At 64.2% G+C, this 17623-nt stretch carries 15 protein-coding genes; all 15 read left to right on the top strand.

Features of this window, described 5'->3' with window-relative positions; all coding sequences use genetic code 11:
• Window positions 1-119: 119 nt before the first annotated feature.
• The 15 genes from leuC to PVA39_RS09375 all read left to right on the top strand — a co-directional run bounded on the left by leuC (window position 120) and on the right by PVA39_RS09375 (window position 17564).
• Entirely contained in the window at window positions 120-1547 is a 1428-nt protein-coding gene (gene leuC, locus PVA39_RS09305) for a 3-isopropylmalate dehydratase large subunit (protein ID WP_274123849.1), read from the top strand.
• An 11-nt stretch (window positions 1548-1558) separates the two neighbouring features.
• Complete coding sequence (leuD, locus tag PVA39_RS09310) at window positions 1559-2206, top strand: 3-isopropylmalate dehydratase small subunit (RefSeq protein WP_274123850.1); 648 nt, start codon at window positions 1559-1561, stop codon at window positions 2204-2206.
• 198 nt (window positions 2207-2404) lie between these two features.
• Window positions 2405-3487: a 3-isopropylmalate dehydrogenase gene (gene leuB / locus PVA39_RS09315; protein WP_274123851.1), complete on the top strand. Its 1083-nt coding sequence runs from the start codon at window positions 2405-2407 to the stop codon at window positions 3485-3487.
• Between the two features lie 54 nt (window positions 3488-3541).
• Window positions 3542-4654 carry an aspartate-semialdehyde dehydrogenase gene (gene asd / locus PVA39_RS09320; RefSeq protein WP_013792163.1) on the top strand — a complete coding sequence of 371 codons (1113 nt, stop codon included), beginning with the start codon at window positions 3542-3544 and terminating at the stop codon, window positions 4652-4654.
• 134 nt (window positions 4655-4788) lie between these two features.
• Entirely contained in the window at window positions 4789-5796 is a 1008-nt protein-coding gene (locus PVA39_RS09325; protein ID WP_274123852.1) for an aspartate-semialdehyde dehydrogenase, read from the top strand.
• Window positions 5797-5942: 146 nt separating this feature from the next.
• Window positions 5943-8642 carry a FimV/HubP family polar landmark protein gene (locus tag PVA39_RS09330; protein WP_274123853.1) on the top strand — a complete coding sequence of 900 codons (2700 nt, stop codon included), beginning with the start codon at window positions 5943-5945 and terminating at the stop codon, window positions 8640-8642.
• Window positions 8643-8814: 172 nt separating this feature from the next.
• A complete protein-coding gene (gene truA / locus PVA39_RS09335; protein ID WP_274124274.1) occupies window positions 8815-9645 on the top strand; it encodes a tRNA pseudouridine(38-40) synthase TruA in 831 nt (276 codons plus the stop codon).
• Between the two features lie 81 nt (window positions 9646-9726).
• Window positions 9727-10359, top strand: coding sequence for a phosphoribosylanthranilate isomerase (locus tag PVA39_RS09340; protein WP_274123854.1), 633 nt, complete (start codon window positions 9727-9729; stop codon window positions 10357-10359).
• Window positions 10360-10530: 171 nt separating this feature from the next.
• Window positions 10531-11415 carry an acetyl-CoA carboxylase, carboxyltransferase subunit beta gene (gene accD / locus PVA39_RS09345; protein ID WP_093502056.1) on the top strand — a complete coding sequence of 295 codons (885 nt, stop codon included), beginning with the start codon at window positions 10531-10533 and terminating at the stop codon, window positions 11413-11415.
• Complete coding sequence (gene folC, locus PVA39_RS09350; protein ID WP_274123855.1) at window positions 11412-12719, top strand: bifunctional tetrahydrofolate synthase/dihydrofolate synthase; 1308 nt, start codon at window positions 11412-11414, stop codon at window positions 12717-12719. Before accD ends, folC begins: the two co-directional genes overlap by 4 nt.
• Window positions 12703-13344 (top strand): SPOR domain-containing protein, encoded by a 642-nt coding sequence (locus tag PVA39_RS09355; RefSeq protein ID WP_027906198.1) that lies wholly within the window; start codon window positions 12703-12705, stop codon window positions 13342-13344. The genes folC and PVA39_RS09355 overlap by 17 nt, the downstream gene beginning before the upstream one ends.
• 79 nt (window positions 13345-13423) lie before the next feature.
• The gene (locus PVA39_RS09360; RefSeq protein ID WP_147175185.1) at window positions 13424-13990 is read left to right on the top strand and encodes a CvpA family protein; all 567 of its coding nucleotides are present in this window, start codon (window positions 13424-13426) and stop codon (window positions 13988-13990) included.
• 28 nt (window positions 13991-14018) lie between these two features.
• Window positions 14019-15524, top strand: coding sequence for an amidophosphoribosyltransferase (purF, locus tag PVA39_RS09365; RefSeq protein WP_274123856.1), 1506 nt, complete (start codon window positions 14019-14021; stop codon window positions 15522-15524).
• A gap of 67 nt (window positions 15525-15591) precedes the next feature.
• Window positions 15592-16803, top strand: a complete 1212-nt coding sequence (locus PVA39_RS09370; RefSeq protein WP_274123857.1) for an O-succinylhomoserine sulfhydrylase — start codon at window positions 15592-15594, stop codon at window positions 16801-16803.
• Window positions 16800-17564 carry an SDR family oxidoreductase gene (locus tag PVA39_RS09375; RefSeq protein WP_274123858.1) on the top strand — a complete coding sequence of 255 codons (765 nt, stop codon included), beginning with the start codon at window positions 16800-16802 and terminating at the stop codon, window positions 17562-17564. The genes PVA39_RS09370 and PVA39_RS09375 overlap by 4 nt, the downstream gene beginning before the upstream one ends.
• The last annotated feature ends 59 nt before the right edge of the window (window positions 17565-17623 follow it).

Consider the following 17623-nt stretch of genomic DNA (forward strand, 5'->3'; position numbering starts at 1 on the left):
TTCTCCCCATAAGCCAAAGGGCTATTGCCCAGGCATAGAAAGGACACCTCTACTAAAGGCAAGCGATGAAAGCGCTGCAGTTTTTAGAGGTGCCCGAAAGACCGATGAGGACCAGGCTGATGGCAGGCAAGACGCTCTACGACAAGTTGTGGGAAATGCACGAAGTGAAGCGACGCGACGACGGTTCGTCGCTGATCTACATCGACCGCCACATTCTTCACGAAGTGACGTCGCCCCAGGCCTTCGAAGGCCTGCGCCTGGCGAGCCGCAAGCCGTGGCGCATCGATGCCAACATCGCAACGCCGGACCACAACGTGCCGACCACCCGCGCCGAGCGCCTCGGTGGCCTCGACGCCATCGCCGATGAAGTCTCGCGTATTCAGGTCAAGACCCTGGACGAGAACTGCGACGACTTCGGCATCCTCGAATTCAAGATGAACGACGTGCGCCAAGGCATCGTCCACGTGGTCGGCCCGGAGCAGGGCGCTACCTTGCCGGGCATGACCGTCGTTTGCGGCGACTCGCACACCTCCACCCACGGCGCTTTCGGCGCGCTGGCCCACGGCATCGGCACCTCGGAAGTCGAGCACGTGCTCGCCACCCAGTGCCTGGTCGCCAAGAAGATGAAGAACATGCAGGTGCGCGTCGAAGGCAAATTGCCGTTCGGCGTGACCGCGAAGGACATCGTTCTGGCCGTGATCGGCAAGATCGGTACTGCCGGTGGCAACGGCCACGCCCTGGAGTTTGCCGGCAGCGCGATCCGCGACCTGTCGCTGGAAGGGCGCATGACCATCTGCAACATGTCCATCGAGGCCGGTGCCCGCGTTGGTCTGGTGGCGGTGGACGAGAAGACCATCGCCTACGTCAAGGATCGCCCGTTCGCGCCCAAGGGCGAGCACTGGGAGCAGGCCGTGGTGGTGTGGCGTGATCTGGTGTCCGATGCCGATGCGCACTTTGACACCTTGGTCGAGCTGCGTGCCGAAGACATCAAACCACAGGTCAGCTGGGGTACCTCGCCCGAGATGGTCTTGGCCGTCGACCAGAACGTGCCGGACCCTGCCCGTGAAAGCGACCCGGTGAAGAAGGATTCGATCACCCGCGCCCTGAAGTACATGGGCCTGGCTGCCAACCAGCCGATCACCGACATTCAGCTCGATCGCGTGTTCATCGGCTCGTGCACCAACTCGCGTATCGAAGACCTGCGTGCGGCCGCCGAGGTGGCCAAGGGCCGCAAGGTCGCCGCCACCGTCAAGCAGGCGCTGGTGGTGCCGGGCTCCGGCCTGGTCAAGGCCCAGGCGGAGAGCGAAGGGCTGGACAAGATCTTTATTGAAGCCGGTTTCGAATGGCGTGAGCCGGGCTGCTCCATGTGCCTGGCGATGAACCCGGACAAACTCGGCAGTGGCGAGCATTGCGCCTCGACCTCCAACCGCAACTTCGAAGGCCGTCAGGGCGCCGGTGGGCGTACCCACCTGGTCAGCCCGGCCATGGCCGCCGCTGCCGCGGTGACCGGCCGCTTCATCGATGTGCGCGAATTGATCCAGGCCTGAGGAGTTAGATGATGAAAGCCTTTACCCAACACACCGGCCTGGTTTGCCCGCTCGACCGCGCCAACGTCGACACCGACCAGATCATTCCCAAGCAGTTCTTGAAGTCGATCAAGCGCACCGGCTTCGGTCCCAACCTGTTCGACGAGTGGCGCTATCTGGATGTCGGTCAGCCGAATCAGGACAACTCCAACCGCCCGATCAACAAGGATTTCGTCCTCAACTTCCCGCGCTATCAGGGCGCCAGCGTGCTGCTGGCCCGCGAGAACTTTGGCTGCGGTTCGAGCCGTGAGCACGCGCCCTGGGCACTGGACGAGTACGGTTTCCGTACGGTGATTGCGCCGAGCTTCGCCGACATCTTCTTCAACAACAGCTTCAAGAACGGCCTGCTGCCGATCATTCTCAAGGTTGAAGAAGTCGATGCGCTGTTCGAACAGGCCGAGGCCAGCGAGGGCTATCAGCTGACCGTCGACCTCGAAGCGCAGACCGTGACCCGTCCCGATGGCGTGCAGTACAGCTTCGAGGTCGACGCCTTCCGCAAGCACTGCCTGCTCAATGGCCTGGATGACATCGGCCTGACCCTGCAGGACGCGGATGCGATTCGCGCCTTCGAAGTCGGTTACCAGCAGCGTCAGCCCTGGTTGTTCGGCGCCGTCAAGTAAACGAGCCCTGCGCCAACTGGTGGCGCGGAAAGAAAAGGTTACGTGTTATCAGCGGATGGGCCCGTCGTGCCTTGACCCCGCCGAAGCAGGCGCCGAATATGGCGCCCCTCTCGGCAGGGTGATGGCCGCGGGCCTGTTCGGGTTTTCACAGGTCGCACACGGCAAGGCCGGCGATCCGAACGACATGAAGGAAAAGGTATGAGCAAGCAGATTCTGGTTCTCCCCGGTGACGGCATCGGCCCTGAAATCATGGCCGAAGCGGTCAAGGTGCTGCGCCTGGCCAACGACAAGTTCGCCCTCGACGTCGAACTGTCGTTCGACGAGCTGGGTGGCGCGGCCGTGGACAAGTACGGCGTGCCACTGGCCGACGAGACCCTGGAGCGCGCCCGCGCGGCTGACGCCGTGCTGCTCGGCGCCGTCGGCGGCCCGAAGTGGGACAAGATCGATCCGGCCATCCGCCCCGAGCGCGGCCTGCTGAAGATCCGCTCGCAACTGGGCCTGTTCGCCAATCTGCGCCCGGCCATCCTTTACCCGCAACTAGCCGACGCCTCGTCGCTAAAGCCGGAAGTGGTGTCGGGTCTGGATATCCTCATCGTCCGTGAGCTGACCGGCGGCATCTATTTCGGCCAGCCGCGCGAGAGCAAGGTGCTCGATAATGGCGAGCGCATGGCCTATGACACGCTGCCCTACAGCGAGAGCGAGATCCGTCGCATCGCCAAGGTCGGCTTCGACATGGCCCGCGTGCGCGGCAGCAAGCTGTGCTCGGTGGACAAGGCCAACGTGCTGGCCTCCAGCCAACTGTGGCGCGCGGTGGTCGAGGAAGTCGCCAAGGACTACCCGGACGTCGAGCTGAGCCACATGTACGTCGATAACGCCGCCATGCAGCTGGTGCGTGCGCCCAAGCAGTTCGACGTGATGGTCACCGACAACATGTTCGGCGACATCCTCTCTGACGAAGCCTCGATGCTTACCGGCTCCATCGGCATGCTGCCGTCGGCGTCGCTGGATGCCAACAACAAGGGTATGTACGAGCCGTGCCACGGTTCGGCGCCGGATATCGCGGGGCAGGGCATCGCCAACCCGCTGGCGACCATCCTGTCGGTGTCGATGATGCTGCGTTACAGCTTCAACCAGACCCAGGCCGCCGACGCCATCGAGCTGGCGGTCAGTCGTGTGCTCGACCAGGGCTTGCGCACCGGCGACATCCACTCGGCGGGTACGACCAAGGTCGGCACGGCGGCAATGGGTGATGCGGTAGTCGAAGCGCTGCGTAGTCTGTAATCTTCCAGGCCCCCGGAAGCAGTCCGGCGGCTTGTTCACATAGGTGTAGTGGTTATGAAACGTGTAGGTCTTATCGGTTGGCGGGGCATGGTTGGTTCCGTGCTGATGCAGCGCATGCTGGAAGAACAGGATTTCGAGCTGATCGAGCCGGTGTTCTTTACCACTTCCAACGTCGGCGGCCAGGGGCCGGCCATTGGCAAGGAAACCGAGGCGCTCAAGGATGCCTACAGCATCGACGAGCTCAAGGGCCTGGACGTGATCCTGACCTGCCAGGGCGGCGACTACACCAATGAAGTGTTCCCCAAGCTGCGCGAAGCCGGCTGGAAGGGCTACTGGATCGATGCGGCGTCCTCGCTGCGCATGGCCGACGACGCGGTGATCGTGCTCGACCCGGTCAACCGCCGGGTCATCGATCACGCGCTGGACGCTGGCACCAAGAACTACATCGGCGGCAACTGCACGGTCAGCCTGATGCTGATGGCCCTTGGCGGTCTGTACGAAGCCGGTCTGGTCGACTGGATGAGCGCCATGACCTATCAGGCGGCCTCCGGTGCCGGCGCGCAGAACATGCGCGAGCTGATCAAGCAGATGGGCACCATCAACGCCACCGTGGCCGATGAACTGGCCGACCCGGCCAGCGCCATTCTCGACATCGACCGCAAGGTGGCCGAGGCCATGCGCGGTGATGCCTTCCCAGTCGACAACTTCGGCGTGCCGCTGGCCGGCAGCCTGATCCCCTACATCGACAAGGAGCTACCGAACGGCCAGAGCCGTGAAGAGTGGAAGGCCCAGGCAGAGACCAACAAGATTCTCGGTCGCTTCAAGAATCCGATTCCGGTCGACGGCATCTGCGTGCGCATCGGCGCCATGCGTTGCCACAGCCAGGCGCTGACCATCAAGCTCAACAAGGATGTGCCGCTGTCGGACATCGAAGGGCTGATCAGCCAGCACAACCCTTGGGTCAAGCTGGTGCCGAACCACCGCGAAGCCAGCATCCGCGAGCTCGGCCCTACGGCCGTCACCGGCACCCTGAGCGTACCGGTCGGTCGTCTGCGTAAGCTCAACATGGGTTCGCAGTACCTGGGCGCCTTCACCGTGGGCGACCAGTTGCTGTGGGGCGCTGCCGAGCCGCTGCGTCGTATGCTGCGCATCCTGCTGGAGCGCTGATCGACACCGGCGCGCTGCCAGGCGCGCCAAGAGGGGCGGGTAGAAGGTGATCGCTTGCGATTGCCGTCGCCCGCCCCTCTGCTTTTCGGTAGAGTGCCGGGTCTGTTTCAGCTACCCAGCGTCAGGCTTCCTTCATGTCTTCTACCTTTGCTATCGCCATCGTCGGTGCCACCGGCAGCGTCGGCGAATCCCTGCTGCAACTTCTCGAAGAGCGCGACTTTCCCGTTACCGACCTGCACCTCTTGGCCAGCAGCGAGTCGGCGGGGCGCAGCCTGGCCTTCAAGGGCCGCAACCTGCGCGTGCGCGCTGTGGAAGGGTTCGATTTCCGTACCGTCCAGCTGGTGTTCTTCGCCGCCGACCCAGCGGTAACCCGCGCCCATGCCGAGGCGGTGCGCAAGGCCGGCTGCTCGCTGATCGACGTCTCCGGCGCGCTGCCCGCTGACGTGGCGCCGCGCGTGGTGCCGGAAGTGAACAGCGAGGCGATCAGCGGGCAGGCACCGTTCGCGCTCACCAGCCCGGCGTCAGTGGCCGTGGCGGTCGGCCTGGTGCTCGGTGCGCTGCGCGATCAGCTGCAGGTGCAGAAGGTGGTGGTCGATGCGGGGCTGGCGGTGTCCAGTCGCGGTCGCGAAGGGGTTTCCGAGCTGGCGCGGCAAACCGCCGAACTGCTCAATGGCCGGGCGTTCGAGCCGCGGCTGTTCGACCGGCAAATGGCCTTCAACGTGCTCGCCCAGGTCGATGAGGTCGATGCCGACGGGCACGGCTCGCTGGAGCGACGCATCCACGAAGACGTCAGGGCGCTGCTCGGCGAAGGCCTGCAAAGCGTGGCCGTCAACTGCCATCAGGTGCCGGTATTTTTCGGCGATAGTTTGAGTGTCACCGTGCAGGCGTCTACACCTGTAGAACTCGACAAGGTATTGGCGGCTCTGGAAGCGGCGGTCGGCATCGAGCTGGTTGAGGCGGGTGACTACCCGACGGTGATCGGCGACGCTGTCGGCCAGGACGAGGTGTACGTGGGCCGCGTGCGCCGCGGAATTGACGATCCCTGTCAGCTCACTTTGTGGATTGCGTCTGATAATGTGCGAAAAGGTGCGGCTTTGAACGCCGTGCAGCTGGGCGAGTTATTGATAAAACACTATCTGTAAAAGATACTTATCCGGAAATCTGCATATTTATTCGAGCTTGGCAATCACTGAGCGCGCTGATCGTTGGCTGGGGGGCCTGAAAGGGGGCAGCCACCGATCATCTATCCTCTCGTTGTGCGAGAGCCGTCAACACAAAGGAAAAGGCTATGGTTCGGGTTCGTAAACTGGTACTGGCTATCGCTGCGGCGACGGCGCTGTCTTCCGGTATGGCGCATGCGCTGGGGGTCGGCGAGCTGACACTCCAGTCGTCTCTGAACCAGCCTCTGGTGGCGGAAATCGAACTGCTCGATGTGCGCGATCTGTCCCCCGCGGAAATGCGTCCGTCGCTGGCTTCGCCCGAGGCGTTCAACAAGGCTGGCGTCGATCGCCAGTATTTCCTCACCGACCTCAAGTTCACGCCCATCGTCAAACCCAACGGCAAGAGCGTGATTCGCGTCACCTCCACCAAGCCGGTGCGCGAGCCCTACCTGAACTTCCTCGTCGAAGTACTGTGGCCCAATGGCCGTCTGCTGCGCGAGTACACCCTGCTGCTCGACCCGCCCCTGTATTCCCCGCAAGCCGCTGCTGCCCCGCAACTGCCGGTAGCTGCGCCTGCTCCTGCACCACGTCCGGTGCCGAGCGCCGCACCGCGTGCCTCCGCATCTTCTGCCGCTGCGCCTACGCCGCGTGCCGCCGCTGGTGGTGATTACCGTACCAATGCCAACGACACACTGTGGGAAGTGGCCCAGCGTACCGGCGGCAGTGGCAGCGTCCATCAGAAGATGCTGGCCATTCAGGACCTCAACCCGGATGCCTTCATCGGCGGCAACATCAACCGCATGAAGAGCGGCCAGGTTCTGCGTCTGCCCGATGACCAGCAGATCGCCCGTCGCAGCCAATCCGAAGCGCTGGCTCAGGTAGCCGAGCAGAACAGTTCCTGGCGTCAGGGCCGCAGTGGGGGGGGGGGGGGGGGGGGGGGGGGGGGGGGGGGGGGGGGGGGGGGGGGGGGGGGGGGGGGGGGGGGGGGGGGGGGGGGGGCGACGCGTCGCGAGAACGACGAGCTGAAAGATCGCATGAGCGATCTGCAAAGCCAGCTCGACAAGCTGCAACGCCTGATTCAGCTCAAGGACAACCAGCTCGCCAAGCTGCAGGCCGATGTGTCGGCACCGGCTGGCCAGGCTCCTGGCAATGCCGCCGCTGGCACTACGCCCGCTCCGGCAACTCCAGCCACTGCACCTGCCGAGACGCCATCGGCTGCTGCTCCAGCAGCTCAGGCGCCTGCCGGTAATGAAGCCGCGCCCGAATCAGCGCCGGTGGATCCTGCAGCTGCTCAGCCGACTGGCGAGCCAGCAGCTGATGCGCCGGCAACCGAGACTGCGCCTGTGCCGGCTCCAGAAGCCGCGCCCGCCGAGCCAGCTGCGCCTGTTGCCGAAGTGCCTGCCCAGGCGCCGGTCGCCGCCACGCCCGAGCCGGTCGAGGAGGACAGCGCCCTCGACAACCTGCTGGCCAACCCGATGATGCTCGGCCTGATCGGCGGCAGCCTGCTGCTGGCCCTGCTGCTGGTGCTGCTGATCATTTCGCGTCGCAATGCCCGCAAGGCCGAAGAGGAAGAGTCCAGCCTGTCGACTTATGAAGAAGACACCCACGCCTTCGACAGCGATCTGGAACTGCCCGCTGACAGCCTGAACGACTTGCCGGACGACCAGGTTGCCCTGAGCCAGCCAGCGAGCGAAGAGCGCGTCACCGCCCAGACTGGCGACGCCCTGGGTGAAGCGGACATCTACATCGCCTACGGTCGTTTCAATCAGGCCGCCGAGCTGCTGCACAACGCCATCAACGATGAGCCGCATCGCACCGACCTGCGCCTGAAGCTGATGGAGGTCTACGCCGAGCTGGGCGACCGTGAAGGCTTCGCCCGCCAGGAGAATGAGCTGCGCGAAATCGGCGGTGCCAACGCCCAGGTCGAGCAGTTGAAGAGCCGCTATCCGACCATGGTCGTGCTTGGTGGCAGCGCTGCCCTGGCCAGCGCCGCTGCGGCAGACGATCTGGATTCCTTCAGCTTGGACGACCTGGCGCTGGACGAGCCGGAGCAGCCGGTCGCGCCGCTGCCGCCTGCGGCAGATGACGCCTTCGATCTCGACCTGGATGCCCTGGAAGCCGAGTTCTCTGCCGAGCCTCCGGCAAAAACTCAAAATGACGCGCCGCGTTTCGACGAAATCGACACCCTGAGCCTGGATTCCGATCTCGATCTGCCGTCCGCAGCGCCGGTCGCAGTCAAGAACGAGCCGCTGGACTTCGACCTGGATCTGGGCAATGAGCCGGTCAATCGTCAGGAGCCTGGTGGCGAGCTGGCCGACTTCAGTCTGGATCTCGACACGCCCGCTACCCCGGCTGCCACGAAGGAAGATGACTTCCTGCTGAGCCTGGATGACGACGCCGACAAGCCGGCGAATGATTTCTCGGATCTGTCCGCTGCCCTGGACAGCGATAAGGGGGATGACTTTGGCCTGCCTGCCGACTTCGATCTGTCGCTCAATGACGAGCCGGCCGAGCCGAGCACTGGCGCCAGCTTCGCCGCTCAACTCGACGACGTGACCGCCGAGCTGGACCAGCTGGCCGAAAGCCTCGAGCAGCAAGGTCAGCAGGCGCCGCAGGACATGCAGGCCGATCATGTGCCGCTCGATGACGATGAGGACTTCGACTTCCTCGCCGGCACCGACGAGACCGCCACCAAGCTGGATCTGGCGCGGGCCTACATCGATATGGGCGATAGCGAGGGTGCCCGTGACATCCTCGATGAGGTGGTCGCCGAAGGTAACGAAACTCAGCAGCAGGAAGCGCGCGAGCTGATCGGCAAACTGGTTTGACGAGCAGTTGAGTGGAGAAAACGGCAGCCCTTGGGCTGCCGTTTTTACATCTGCGGCTCACAACTAAATGGGCTGCCGGCATGGCAGCCTCCTGGCGTGGCGGTATAATTGCCGGCATTGCAGCTCTGATCTGGTCTACCAATTGATTAACGAACAAAAGACGGCAGCCGAAATGGCTGCCGTCGGCATTTACAAGATCGCCCTGGGGGTCGAATACCGCGGCACCCGCTATCGCGGTTTTCAGCGGCAGCGCGACGGAGTTCCGTCGATCCAGGCGTCCCTCGAACAAGCCCTGTCCAAGGTTGCTGGTGGCGCTCCGGTCACGCTCAGCTGTGCCGGGCGTACCGATGCGTTGGTGCATGCCAGCGGCCAAGTGGTGCATTTCGACACCAACGTCGAGCGCTCCATGCATGCCTGGGTGATGGGCGCCAACATGAATCTGCCGGGTGACATCAGCGTCACCTGGGCCAAGGCCATGCCGAGTCATTTCGATGCGCGCTTTTGCGCCATGGCGCGGCGTTACCGCTACGTGATCTACAACGACCAGATCCGTCCGGCGCATATGGCCGAGGAGGTGACCTGGAATCATCGGCCGCTGGATGTCGAGCGCATGCGCGAGGCGGCCCAGGTATTCTTGGGTACCCACGATTTCAGCGCCTTCCGCGCCCGCCAGTGCCAGGCCAAGTCGCCGATCAAGACGGTCCATCACCTCGAGTTGCTGCAGCATGGTCGTTTCATCATCCTCGATATCCGCGCCAATGCCTTTCTGCACCACATGGTGCGTAATATCGCCGGCGTGCTGATGACTATCGGCGCCGGTGAGCGGCCGGTGGAGTGGGCCGGTCAGGTGCTTGAGGCTGGTGTGCGGCGCACCGGGGGGGTGACTGCTCACCCGTATGGGCTGTATCTGGTGCAGGTGGACTATCCGGAAGAATTCGACTTGCCGGCCCGTTACCTGGGCCCGCACTTTCTCTCCGGACTCGAGGACGTGGCGGCGCGCTGAGCGGGGCAGGGGGCAGCAATTAATGACGCGCCCTGGCCGGTCATTTGTTACCATCCGGCCTTTCGCGGAGGTATTCGTCTTTTGTCAGTGGTTCGCAGCAAGATCTGTGGGATTACTCGCCTCGAGGATGCACTGGCTGCCGTAGCGGCCGGTGCCGATGCCATCGGGCTTGTGTTTTATGCGCCCAGCCCGCGCGCGGTGACGATTGCCCAGGCCCAGGCCATCGTCGCCGGGCTGCCGCCGTTCGTGACCACCGTCGGCCTGTTTGTCGACATGCCGCCGCGCGAAATCGAAGGGGTGCTAGCTGCCGTCCCCCTGGATCTTCTGCAATTTCACGGCGACGAAAGTCCAGCCGACTGCGAAGCGCTGCGTCGGCCGTATATCAAGGCGTTGCGTGTACGCGCGGGGAATGATGTCGCCGCGCAGGTTGACGCCTACCCGGGCGCACGCGCCGTATTGCTCGATACCTTCGTCGATGGTGTGCCTGGCGGCACGGGGCAAGCGTTCGACTGGTCGCTGGTGCCGGCGCAACTGAGCAAACCGGTGATCCTGGCTGGCGGTCTTACGCCCGGCAACGTCGCGGCAGCCATCGCTCAGGTGCGTCCTTACGCGGTGGATGTCAGCGGCGGCGTGGAGGTCAGCAAGGGCATCAAGGATGCCCACAAGGTCAAAGACTTCGTGCGCGCGGTGCGCAGCGTTGGAGAGTCGATGTGACGGCGCCGCAGGGTGAGCCGTCCATACTCCTATCGCCGCGAACAGCGCGTGCTTTTTGCGTGGTCGAAGCAGGTGGCGGGCATCAGCCGGCCCCAGCAACGACCGCTTTGTGAATTCGCTTGTCATGTGCAGCAAGCATGTTGAAGCCTACAGCGTTGGAGAATTGAGAGCATGAGCAACTGGCTGGTAGACAAACTGATCCCCTCGATCATGCGTTCCGAGGTCAAGAAGAGTTCGGTACCTGAAGGCCTGTGGCACAAGTGCCCATCCTGCGAAGCGGTGCTGTACAAGCCGGAGCTGGAAAAGACCCTGGACGTCTGCCCCAAATGCAACCACCACATGCGCATCGATGCCCGCGCCCGCCTGAACATCTTCCTGGATGCCGATGGCCGTGAGGAGATCGGTGCCGATCTGGAGCCTTCTGACCGCCTGAAATTCCGCGACAGCAAGAAGTACAAGGATCGCCTGGTCGCTGCCCAGAAGCAGACTGGTGAGAAGGATGCCCTGATTTCCATGAGCGGCAGCCTGGAAGGGATGCCGGTCGTGGCCTGTGCTTTCGAGTTCTCGTTCATGGGCGGCTCGATGGGCGCCATCGTCGGTGAGCGTTTCGTGCAGGCTGCCAACGTGGCCCTGGAGAACCGCTGCCCGCTGATCTGCTTCGCCGCCTCCGGTGGTGCGCGCATGCAGGAAGCGCTGATCTCGCTGATGCAGATGGCCAAGACTTCCGCCGTGCTGGCGCGCCTGCGTGAAGAGGGGGTTCCGTTCATCTCCGTGCTGACCGATCCGGTCTACGGCGGTGTATCCGCCAGCTTGGCGATGCTGGGTGACGTGATTGTCGCCGAGCCCAAGGCGCTGATCGGCTTCGCCGGCCCGCGCGTGATCGAGCAGACCGTTCGCGAGAAACTGCCCGAAGGCTTCCAGCGCAGCGAGTTCCTTCTCGACCACGGTGCCATCGACATGATCATTCACCGTGCCGAGCTGCGTCCGCGCCTGGCCCGTCTGCTGGCGCAGTTCACTCACCAGCCAACACCTGCTGCACTGCCGGTCAGCGCATGACCCAGCGCTCCCTGGCCGAGTGGCTGGCGTACCTGGAGCGTCTGCATCCGAGCGCCATCGACATGGGCCTGGAGCGCTCCCGTGAAGTGGCGGCGCGTCTTGGCCTGTCTCGGCCGGCGCCGCGTGTCATCACCGTTACCGGCACCAATGGCAAGGGCTCGACCTGCGCCTTCATCGCCTCTTTGCTGCGTGCCCAGGGCCTGAAGGTCGGGGTGTACAGTTCGCCGCACCTGCTGCGTTACAACGAGCGGGTGCAGATCGATGGCGAGCAGGCCAGCGATGCCGGCCTCTGCGAAGCCTTCACCGCTGTCGAGGCGGCCCGCGGCGAAACCTCACTGACCTATTTCGAGATGGGCACCCTGGCGGCGTTCTGGCTGTTCGAGCGCGCCGGCCTGGATGTCGCGGTGCTCGAAGTCGGCCTGGGCGGGCGCCTGGATGCGGTGAATCTGGTCGATGCCGACCTCGCACTGATCACCAGCATTGGTGTCGATCATGCCGACTGGCTGGGCGATACCCGTGAATCAGTGGCCTTCGAGAAGGCTGGCATCATGCGCGCGGGCAAGCCGGCGCTGTGTGGTGATTTCGACCCGCCGCTGCCGCTGCTCGAACGGGTCGCCGAACTGGATTGCCCGTTCTTCCTGCGTTGCCGGGATTTCGACCTGAGCGTCAGTGAGTCAGGCTGGAATTGGTATGGGCTGACCGCCACCGGCGAGGTGCTGCGTCTCGAGGGCCTGCCGCTGCTCGATCTGCCCATGGAAAATGCCGCACTGGCGTTGCAGGCCTACGCCTTGCTGGACCTGCCATGGGATGCCCAGCGCATCGCCGGTGCCCTGCAGGCCACGCGGGTGACCGGTCGCCTGGATCGTCGTCACTTGAACTGGCGCGGCAAGTCCCTCACTCTGTTGCTCGACGTGGGGCACAATCCCCATGCCGCGCAGTTTCTTGCCGGTCGTTTGCAGGCGCGTGGCATAGCGGGGGAGCGCCTGGCGGTGTTCGGTCTGTTGGCCGACAAGGAGCTGCCCGGTGTGGTGGCGCCGCTGCTGTCGGACATCGCCCATTGGGCGGTGGCGAAGCTGCCCAGCGAGCGCTCGCGTCCCGCTGCCGAGTTGCATGCGCACCTGGCTGCCTGTGATGCTCAGGTCGAGGCGTACGGTGATGTCGCCAGTGCCCTGGAGGCGCAGTGCGAGCGGGCTGCAGACGGTGATGAAATTCTGCTCTTTGGGTCTTTTTTCTGCGTGGCCGAAGCCCTGATGTGGCTGGAGCGCTACGCCCAGGAGGTTGTGCAGGATGGCAATGCTCGATAGTGGAACCAAGCAACGTATCGTCGGCGCGCTGGTGCTCGTGGCCCTGGCCGTGATCTTCCTGCCGATGCTGCTTTCCCGTCCCGACGAGCTGCGGCACGTGGTGGTCGATGCGCCGAGCATTCCCGCCAAGCCGGTCACCCCTGAAATCGAGATGCAGCCGGTGATCGTGCCCGACCCGCAGGAACTACCGCAGGAACCGGTACCGGTCGACAGCTCGCCCACCGATCAGGCGCAGCCGCCGGTCGAGCAGCCCATCAGCGAACTGCCGGCCAGCGAGCCTGCAGCGCCAACGCCGCCTCCGGCTGCCCAGCCTGCGCCGAGCAAGCCGGCCGAAGTGGCGCCACCACCTCAGAAAGCCCCGGCCGAGCGCCTGGACGTCAACAGCTTGCCGGTCAGCTGGTCGGTACAGCTGGCCAGTCTGTCCAGCCGCCCAGGCGCGGAAAATCTGCAGAAGACCCTGCGCTCGCAAGGCTACAACGCCTATATCCGCACTGCCGATGGCATGAATCGCGTGTTCGTCGGGCCGCTGGTCGAGCGAGTCGAAGCTGATCGTCTGCGTGACCAGCTCAACCGCCAGCACAAGCTCAATGGTTTCGTGGTGCGCTTCCAGCCGGAAAGCAACTGACGCATCGCACGTATCTGCGCTTAACCGATGGGCAGGGCTCTGCTAAAATGCAGCGCCTCTTCCATCGGTAGCCTGCATCGTGGCATTTACCTGGGTCGATTGGGCGATCATCGCCATCATCGCCGTTTCGAGTCTGATCAGTCTGAGCAGAGGCTTCGTCAAGGAAGCCCTGTCGCTCGTCACCTGGATCATCGCTGGCGTGGTCGCCTGGATGTTCGGCGGCGCGCTGGCACAGCATCTCGACGCCTATATCGAAACCCCGTCCGCCCGCGTCATCGCTGCCTGCGTGATCTTGTTCGTATTGACGCTGCTGGTCGGCGCGCTGATCAACTACCTGATTGGCGAGTTGATCCGAGTGACCGGCCTGTCGGGCACCGATCGTTTCCTGGGCATGGTGTTCGGCGCCGCCCGCGGCGCCTTGCTGGTCGTGGTGGCGGTCGGGCTGCTCAGCCTGGGGCCAGTGCAACAGGATGCCTGGTGGCAGCAGTCGGCCTTGCTGCCGCATTTTCTGCTGGTTGCAGACTGGTCGAAGAACCTCATATTGGGTGTGTCCAGCGAGTGGCTGGCCAGCGGTATACGCGAGCCGGTCGAGCTGCCGTTCAAAGAGGTGCTGCAGGGGGCTTCTCCTGTCGGCACCGGTAAATAGTCGTTTCACTGAGTAGGGGTTGCGTCACATGTGTGGCATTGTCGGTATCGTCGGTAAATCGAACGTCAATCAGGCGCTGTATGACGGCCTCACCGTCCTCCAGCACCGCGGCCAGGATGCTGCCGGTATCGTCACCAGCCATGAAGGCCGCCTGTTCCTGCGCAAGGACAACGGCCTGGTGCGTGACGTGTTCCAGCAGCGCCACATGCAGCGCCTGGTCGGCCACATGGGTATCGGCCACGTGCGCTACCCGACCGCGGGCAGCTCCAGCTCGGCCGAAGCCCAGCCGTTCTACGTCAACTCGCCGTACGGCATCACCCTGGCGCACAACGGCAACCTGACCAACGTCGAGCAGCTGGCCAAGGAGATCTACGAATCGGATCTGCGCCACGTCAACACCAACTCCGACTCCGAAGTGCTGCTCAACGTGTTCGCTCACGAGCTGGCCGTGCGCGGCAAGCTCAACCCCAGCGAAGAAGACGTGTTCGCGGCGGTGAAGGACGTGCACAAGCGTTGCCGCGGCGGCTACGCCGTGGTGGCGATGATCACCGGTTACGGCATCGTTGGTTTCCGCGACCCGAACGGCATCCGTCCGATCGTGTTCGGCCAGCGCCACACCGACGAAGGCGTCGAGTACATGATCGCCTCCGAAAGCGTCGCTCTGGACGTGCTCGGCTTCACCCTGATCCGCGACCTGGCGCCGGGCGAAGCGGTGTACATCACCGAAGAAGGCCAGATGTCCACCCGCCAGTGCGCGCCGAACCCGCAGCTCAAGCCGTGCATCTTCGAGCACGTTTACCTGGCACGCCCCGACTCCATCATGGATGGCGTATCGGTCTACAAGGCGCGCCTACGCATGGGCGAGAAGCTCGCCGACAAGATCCGTCGCGAGCGCCCGGAGCACGATATCGACGTGGTCATCCCGATTCCCGATACCAGCCGCACCTCGGCGCTGGAGCTGGCCAACCACCTGGGCGTCAAGTTCCGCGAAGGTTTCGTGAAGAACCGCTACATCGGCCGGACCTTCATCATGCCGGGCCAGGCGGCGCGCAAGAAGTCGGTGCGCCAGAAGCTCAACGCCATCGAGCTGGAATTCCGCGGCAAGAACGTGATGCTGGTCGATGACTCCATCGTGCGCGGCACCACCTGCAAGCAGATCATCCAGATGGCCCGCGAAGCCGGCGCCAAGAACGTGTATTTCTGCTCCGCGGCACCGGCCGTTCGCTACCCGAACGTCTACGGTATCGACATGCCGAGCCCCCACGAACTGATCGCCCATGGCCGCACCACCGAGCAGGTGGCCGAGCTGATCGGCGCCGACTGGCTGGTCTACCAGGATCTCGACGACCTGAAGGAAGCGGTCGGTGGCGGCAAGATCAAGATCGAGCAGTTCGACAGCGCGGTATTCGACGGTGAGTACGTCACCGGCGATGTCGACGAGGCTTACCTGAATCGCATCGACCTGGCGCGCAACGATGGCAACAAGGCCAAGTCGCAAGCGGTCAGCGAGATCATCGATCTGTACAACAACTGATCGATGTTAAATGATTCAACAACCGGGCCCTTTGGGCCCGGCCTGTTTTCTGGATGAGGAAAAGGATATGACACAGGATTGGGAAGCCGGTCGGCTCGACAGCGATCTCGACGGCGTAGGCTTCGACACTCTGGCGGTCCGTGCCGGCCAACACCGCACGCCGGAAGGCGAGCACAGCGAAGCGCTGTTCCCGACCTCCAGCTACGTGTTTCGTACCGCTGGCGACGCCGCGGCGCGTTTCGCCGGCGAAGTGCCGGGCAACGTCTATTCGCGTTACACCAACCCGACGGTGCGTGCCTTCGAAGAGCGCATCGCAGCCATGGAGGGCGCCGAGCAAGCGGTCGCCACGGCATCGGGCATGTCGGCGATCCTGTCCATCGTCATGAGCCTGTGCAGCGCAGGCGATCACGTACTGGTCTCGCGCAGCGTGTTCGGCTCGACCATCAGCCTGTTCGAGAAGTACCTCAAGCGCTTCGGCGTGCAGGTGGACTATGTGCCGCTGGCCGACCTCGAGGGCTGGGCCGCCGCCTTCAAGCCGAACACCAAGCTGCTGTTCGTCGAGTCGCCCTCCAACCCCCTGGCCGAGCTGGTCGACATCGCGGCCCTGGCGGCCATCGCCCACGAGAAGGGCGCACTGCTGGCGGTGGACAACTGCTTCTGCACGCCAGCGCTGCAGCAGCCGCTGAAGCTTGGCGCGGACATCGTCATGCACTCGGCCACCAAGTACATCGATGGCCAGGGCCGGGCGATGGGCGGCGTGGTAGCCGGCAGCGCCAAACTGATGACCGAGGTGGTGGGTTTCCTGCGTACCGCTGGGCCGACACTCAGCCCCTTTAATGCCTGGATTTTCCTCAAAGGCCTGGAGACCCTACGCATCCGCATGCAGGCGCATTGCAGCACGGCGCTGGAGCTGGCGCGCTGGCTGGAGCAGCAGGAAGGCATCGAGAAGGTGCACTACGCCGGGCTCACCAGTCATCCGCAACACGAGCTGGCTGCGCGCCAGCAAAGTGCCTTCGGTGCGGTGGTCAGCTTCGAGGTCAAGGGTGGCAAGGAGGGCGCCTGGCGCTTCATCGATGCCACGCGGGTGATTTCCATCACCACCAATCTGGGCGATACCAAGACCACCATCGCTCATCCGGCGACCACCTCCCATGGGCGCCTGTCGCCCCAGGAGCGCGAGAATGCCGGGATTCGTTACAGCCTGATTCGGGTAGCCGTCGGCCTGGAAGACATCGCCGATCTCAAGGCCGATCTGAGCCGAGGCTTGCAGGCGCTGTGAGTGCTACCGGCGATGTCGCCCACGGCCGCGTTGCGCTGGTCACCGGTGCTGCGCGCGGCATTGGTGAAGGTGTCGCACGCTGGTTGCTGGAGCATGGCTGGCGGGTAGCGCTCTGCGATCTGGCAGGCAGCCAGGGCGCCGAGGTAGCTGCCGCCCTGGGCGAGCATGCCGCATTCGTGGCCATGGATGTTGCGGACGAAGCCCAGGTCGCCCGCGGCGTGGGAGCGGTCATCGAGCGCTTTGGCCGGCTGGATGCCCTGGTGTGCAATGCCGGGGTCGCCAGCCCCCATAGCGGACCGCTGCAAGAGCTGTCGCTGGAACAGTGGAATCAGGTGCTGGCGATCAACCTCAGCGGGCCGATGCTGTTGGCCAAGCACTGCGCGGCGCACCTGCGTGCAACGGGTGGTGCCATCGTCAACATGGCGTCGACCCGCGCCAGCCAGTCCGAGCCCGAGAGCGAAGCCTATGCGGCGAGCAAGGGTGGGCTGATAGCACTCACGCACGCCTTGGCGATCAGCCTCGGCCCGAGCATTCGAGTGAATGCGGTGAGCCCGGGCTGGATCGATTCCCGCGATGCGGCGCAGCGTGCCAGCGAGCCGCTGAGCGTTGAGGACCACGCGCAGCATCCGGTCGGGCGGGTAGGGCAGGTCGAGGACGTGGCAGCGCTGGTGGCCTGGTTGTTGTCGCCCGAGGCGGGCTTCGTGACGGGCCAGGAGTTCGTCACCGACGGCGGCATGACACGCAAGATGATCTACCGCTGAGGCGTGATCGGGTGCATCGCGTCTTTTTTGAAAAAAATTCAACGCCGGCCTTGACTTAG

The sequence above is a fragment of the Pseudomonas sp. CNPSo 3701 genome, from assembly GCF_028674975.1.
GTDB classification, from domain to species: Bacteria; Pseudomonadota; Gammaproteobacteria; order Pseudomonadales; family Pseudomonadaceae; genus Aquipseudomonas; species Aquipseudomonas straminea.

What these genes read in the sequence shown, in the direction of transcription:
- leuC (WP_274123849.1), top strand. Translation starts at nt 120, where the DNA reads ATGGCAGGCAAGACGCTCTACGACAAGTTGTGGGAAATGCACGAAGTG.
- leuD (WP_274123850.1), top strand. Translation starts at nt 1,559, where the DNA reads ATGAAAGCCTTTACCCAACACACCGGCCTGGTTTGCCCGCTCGACCGC.
- leuB (WP_274123851.1), top strand. Translation starts at nt 2,405, where the DNA reads ATGAGCAAGCAGATTCTGGTTCTCCCCGGTGACGGCATCGGCCCTGAA.
- asd (WP_013792163.1), top strand. Translation starts at nt 3,542, where the DNA reads ATGAAACGTGTAGGTCTTATCGGTTGGCGGGGCATGGTTGGTTCCGTG.
- PVA39_RS09325 (WP_274123852.1), top strand. Translation starts at nt 4,789, where the DNA reads ATGTCTTCTACCTTTGCTATCGCCATCGTCGGTGCCACCGGCAGCGTC.
- PVA39_RS09330 (WP_274123853.1), top strand. Translation starts at nt 5,943, where the DNA reads ATGGTTCGGGTTCGTAAACTGGTACTGGCTATCGCTGCGGCGACGGCG.
- truA (WP_274124274.1), top strand. Translation starts at nt 8,815, where the DNA reads ATGGCTGCCGTCGGCATTTACAAGATCGCCCTGGGGGTCGAATACCGC.
- accD (WP_093502056.1), top strand. Translation starts at nt 10,531, where the DNA reads ATGAGCAACTGGCTGGTAGACAAACTGATCCCCTCGATCATGCGTTCC.
- folC (WP_274123855.1), top strand. Translation starts at nt 11,412, where the DNA reads ATGACCCAGCGCTCCCTGGCCGAGTGGCTGGCGTACCTGGAGCGTCTG.
- PVA39_RS09355 (WP_027906198.1), top strand. Translation starts at nt 12,703, where the DNA reads ATGGCAATGCTCGATAGTGGAACCAAGCAACGTATCGTCGGCGCGCTG.
- purF (WP_274123856.1), top strand. Translation starts at nt 14,019, where the DNA reads ATGTGTGGCATTGTCGGTATCGTCGGTAAATCGAACGTCAATCAGGCG.
- PVA39_RS09370 (WP_274123857.1), top strand. Translation starts at nt 15,592, where the DNA reads ATGACACAGGATTGGGAAGCCGGTCGGCTCGACAGCGATCTCGACGGC.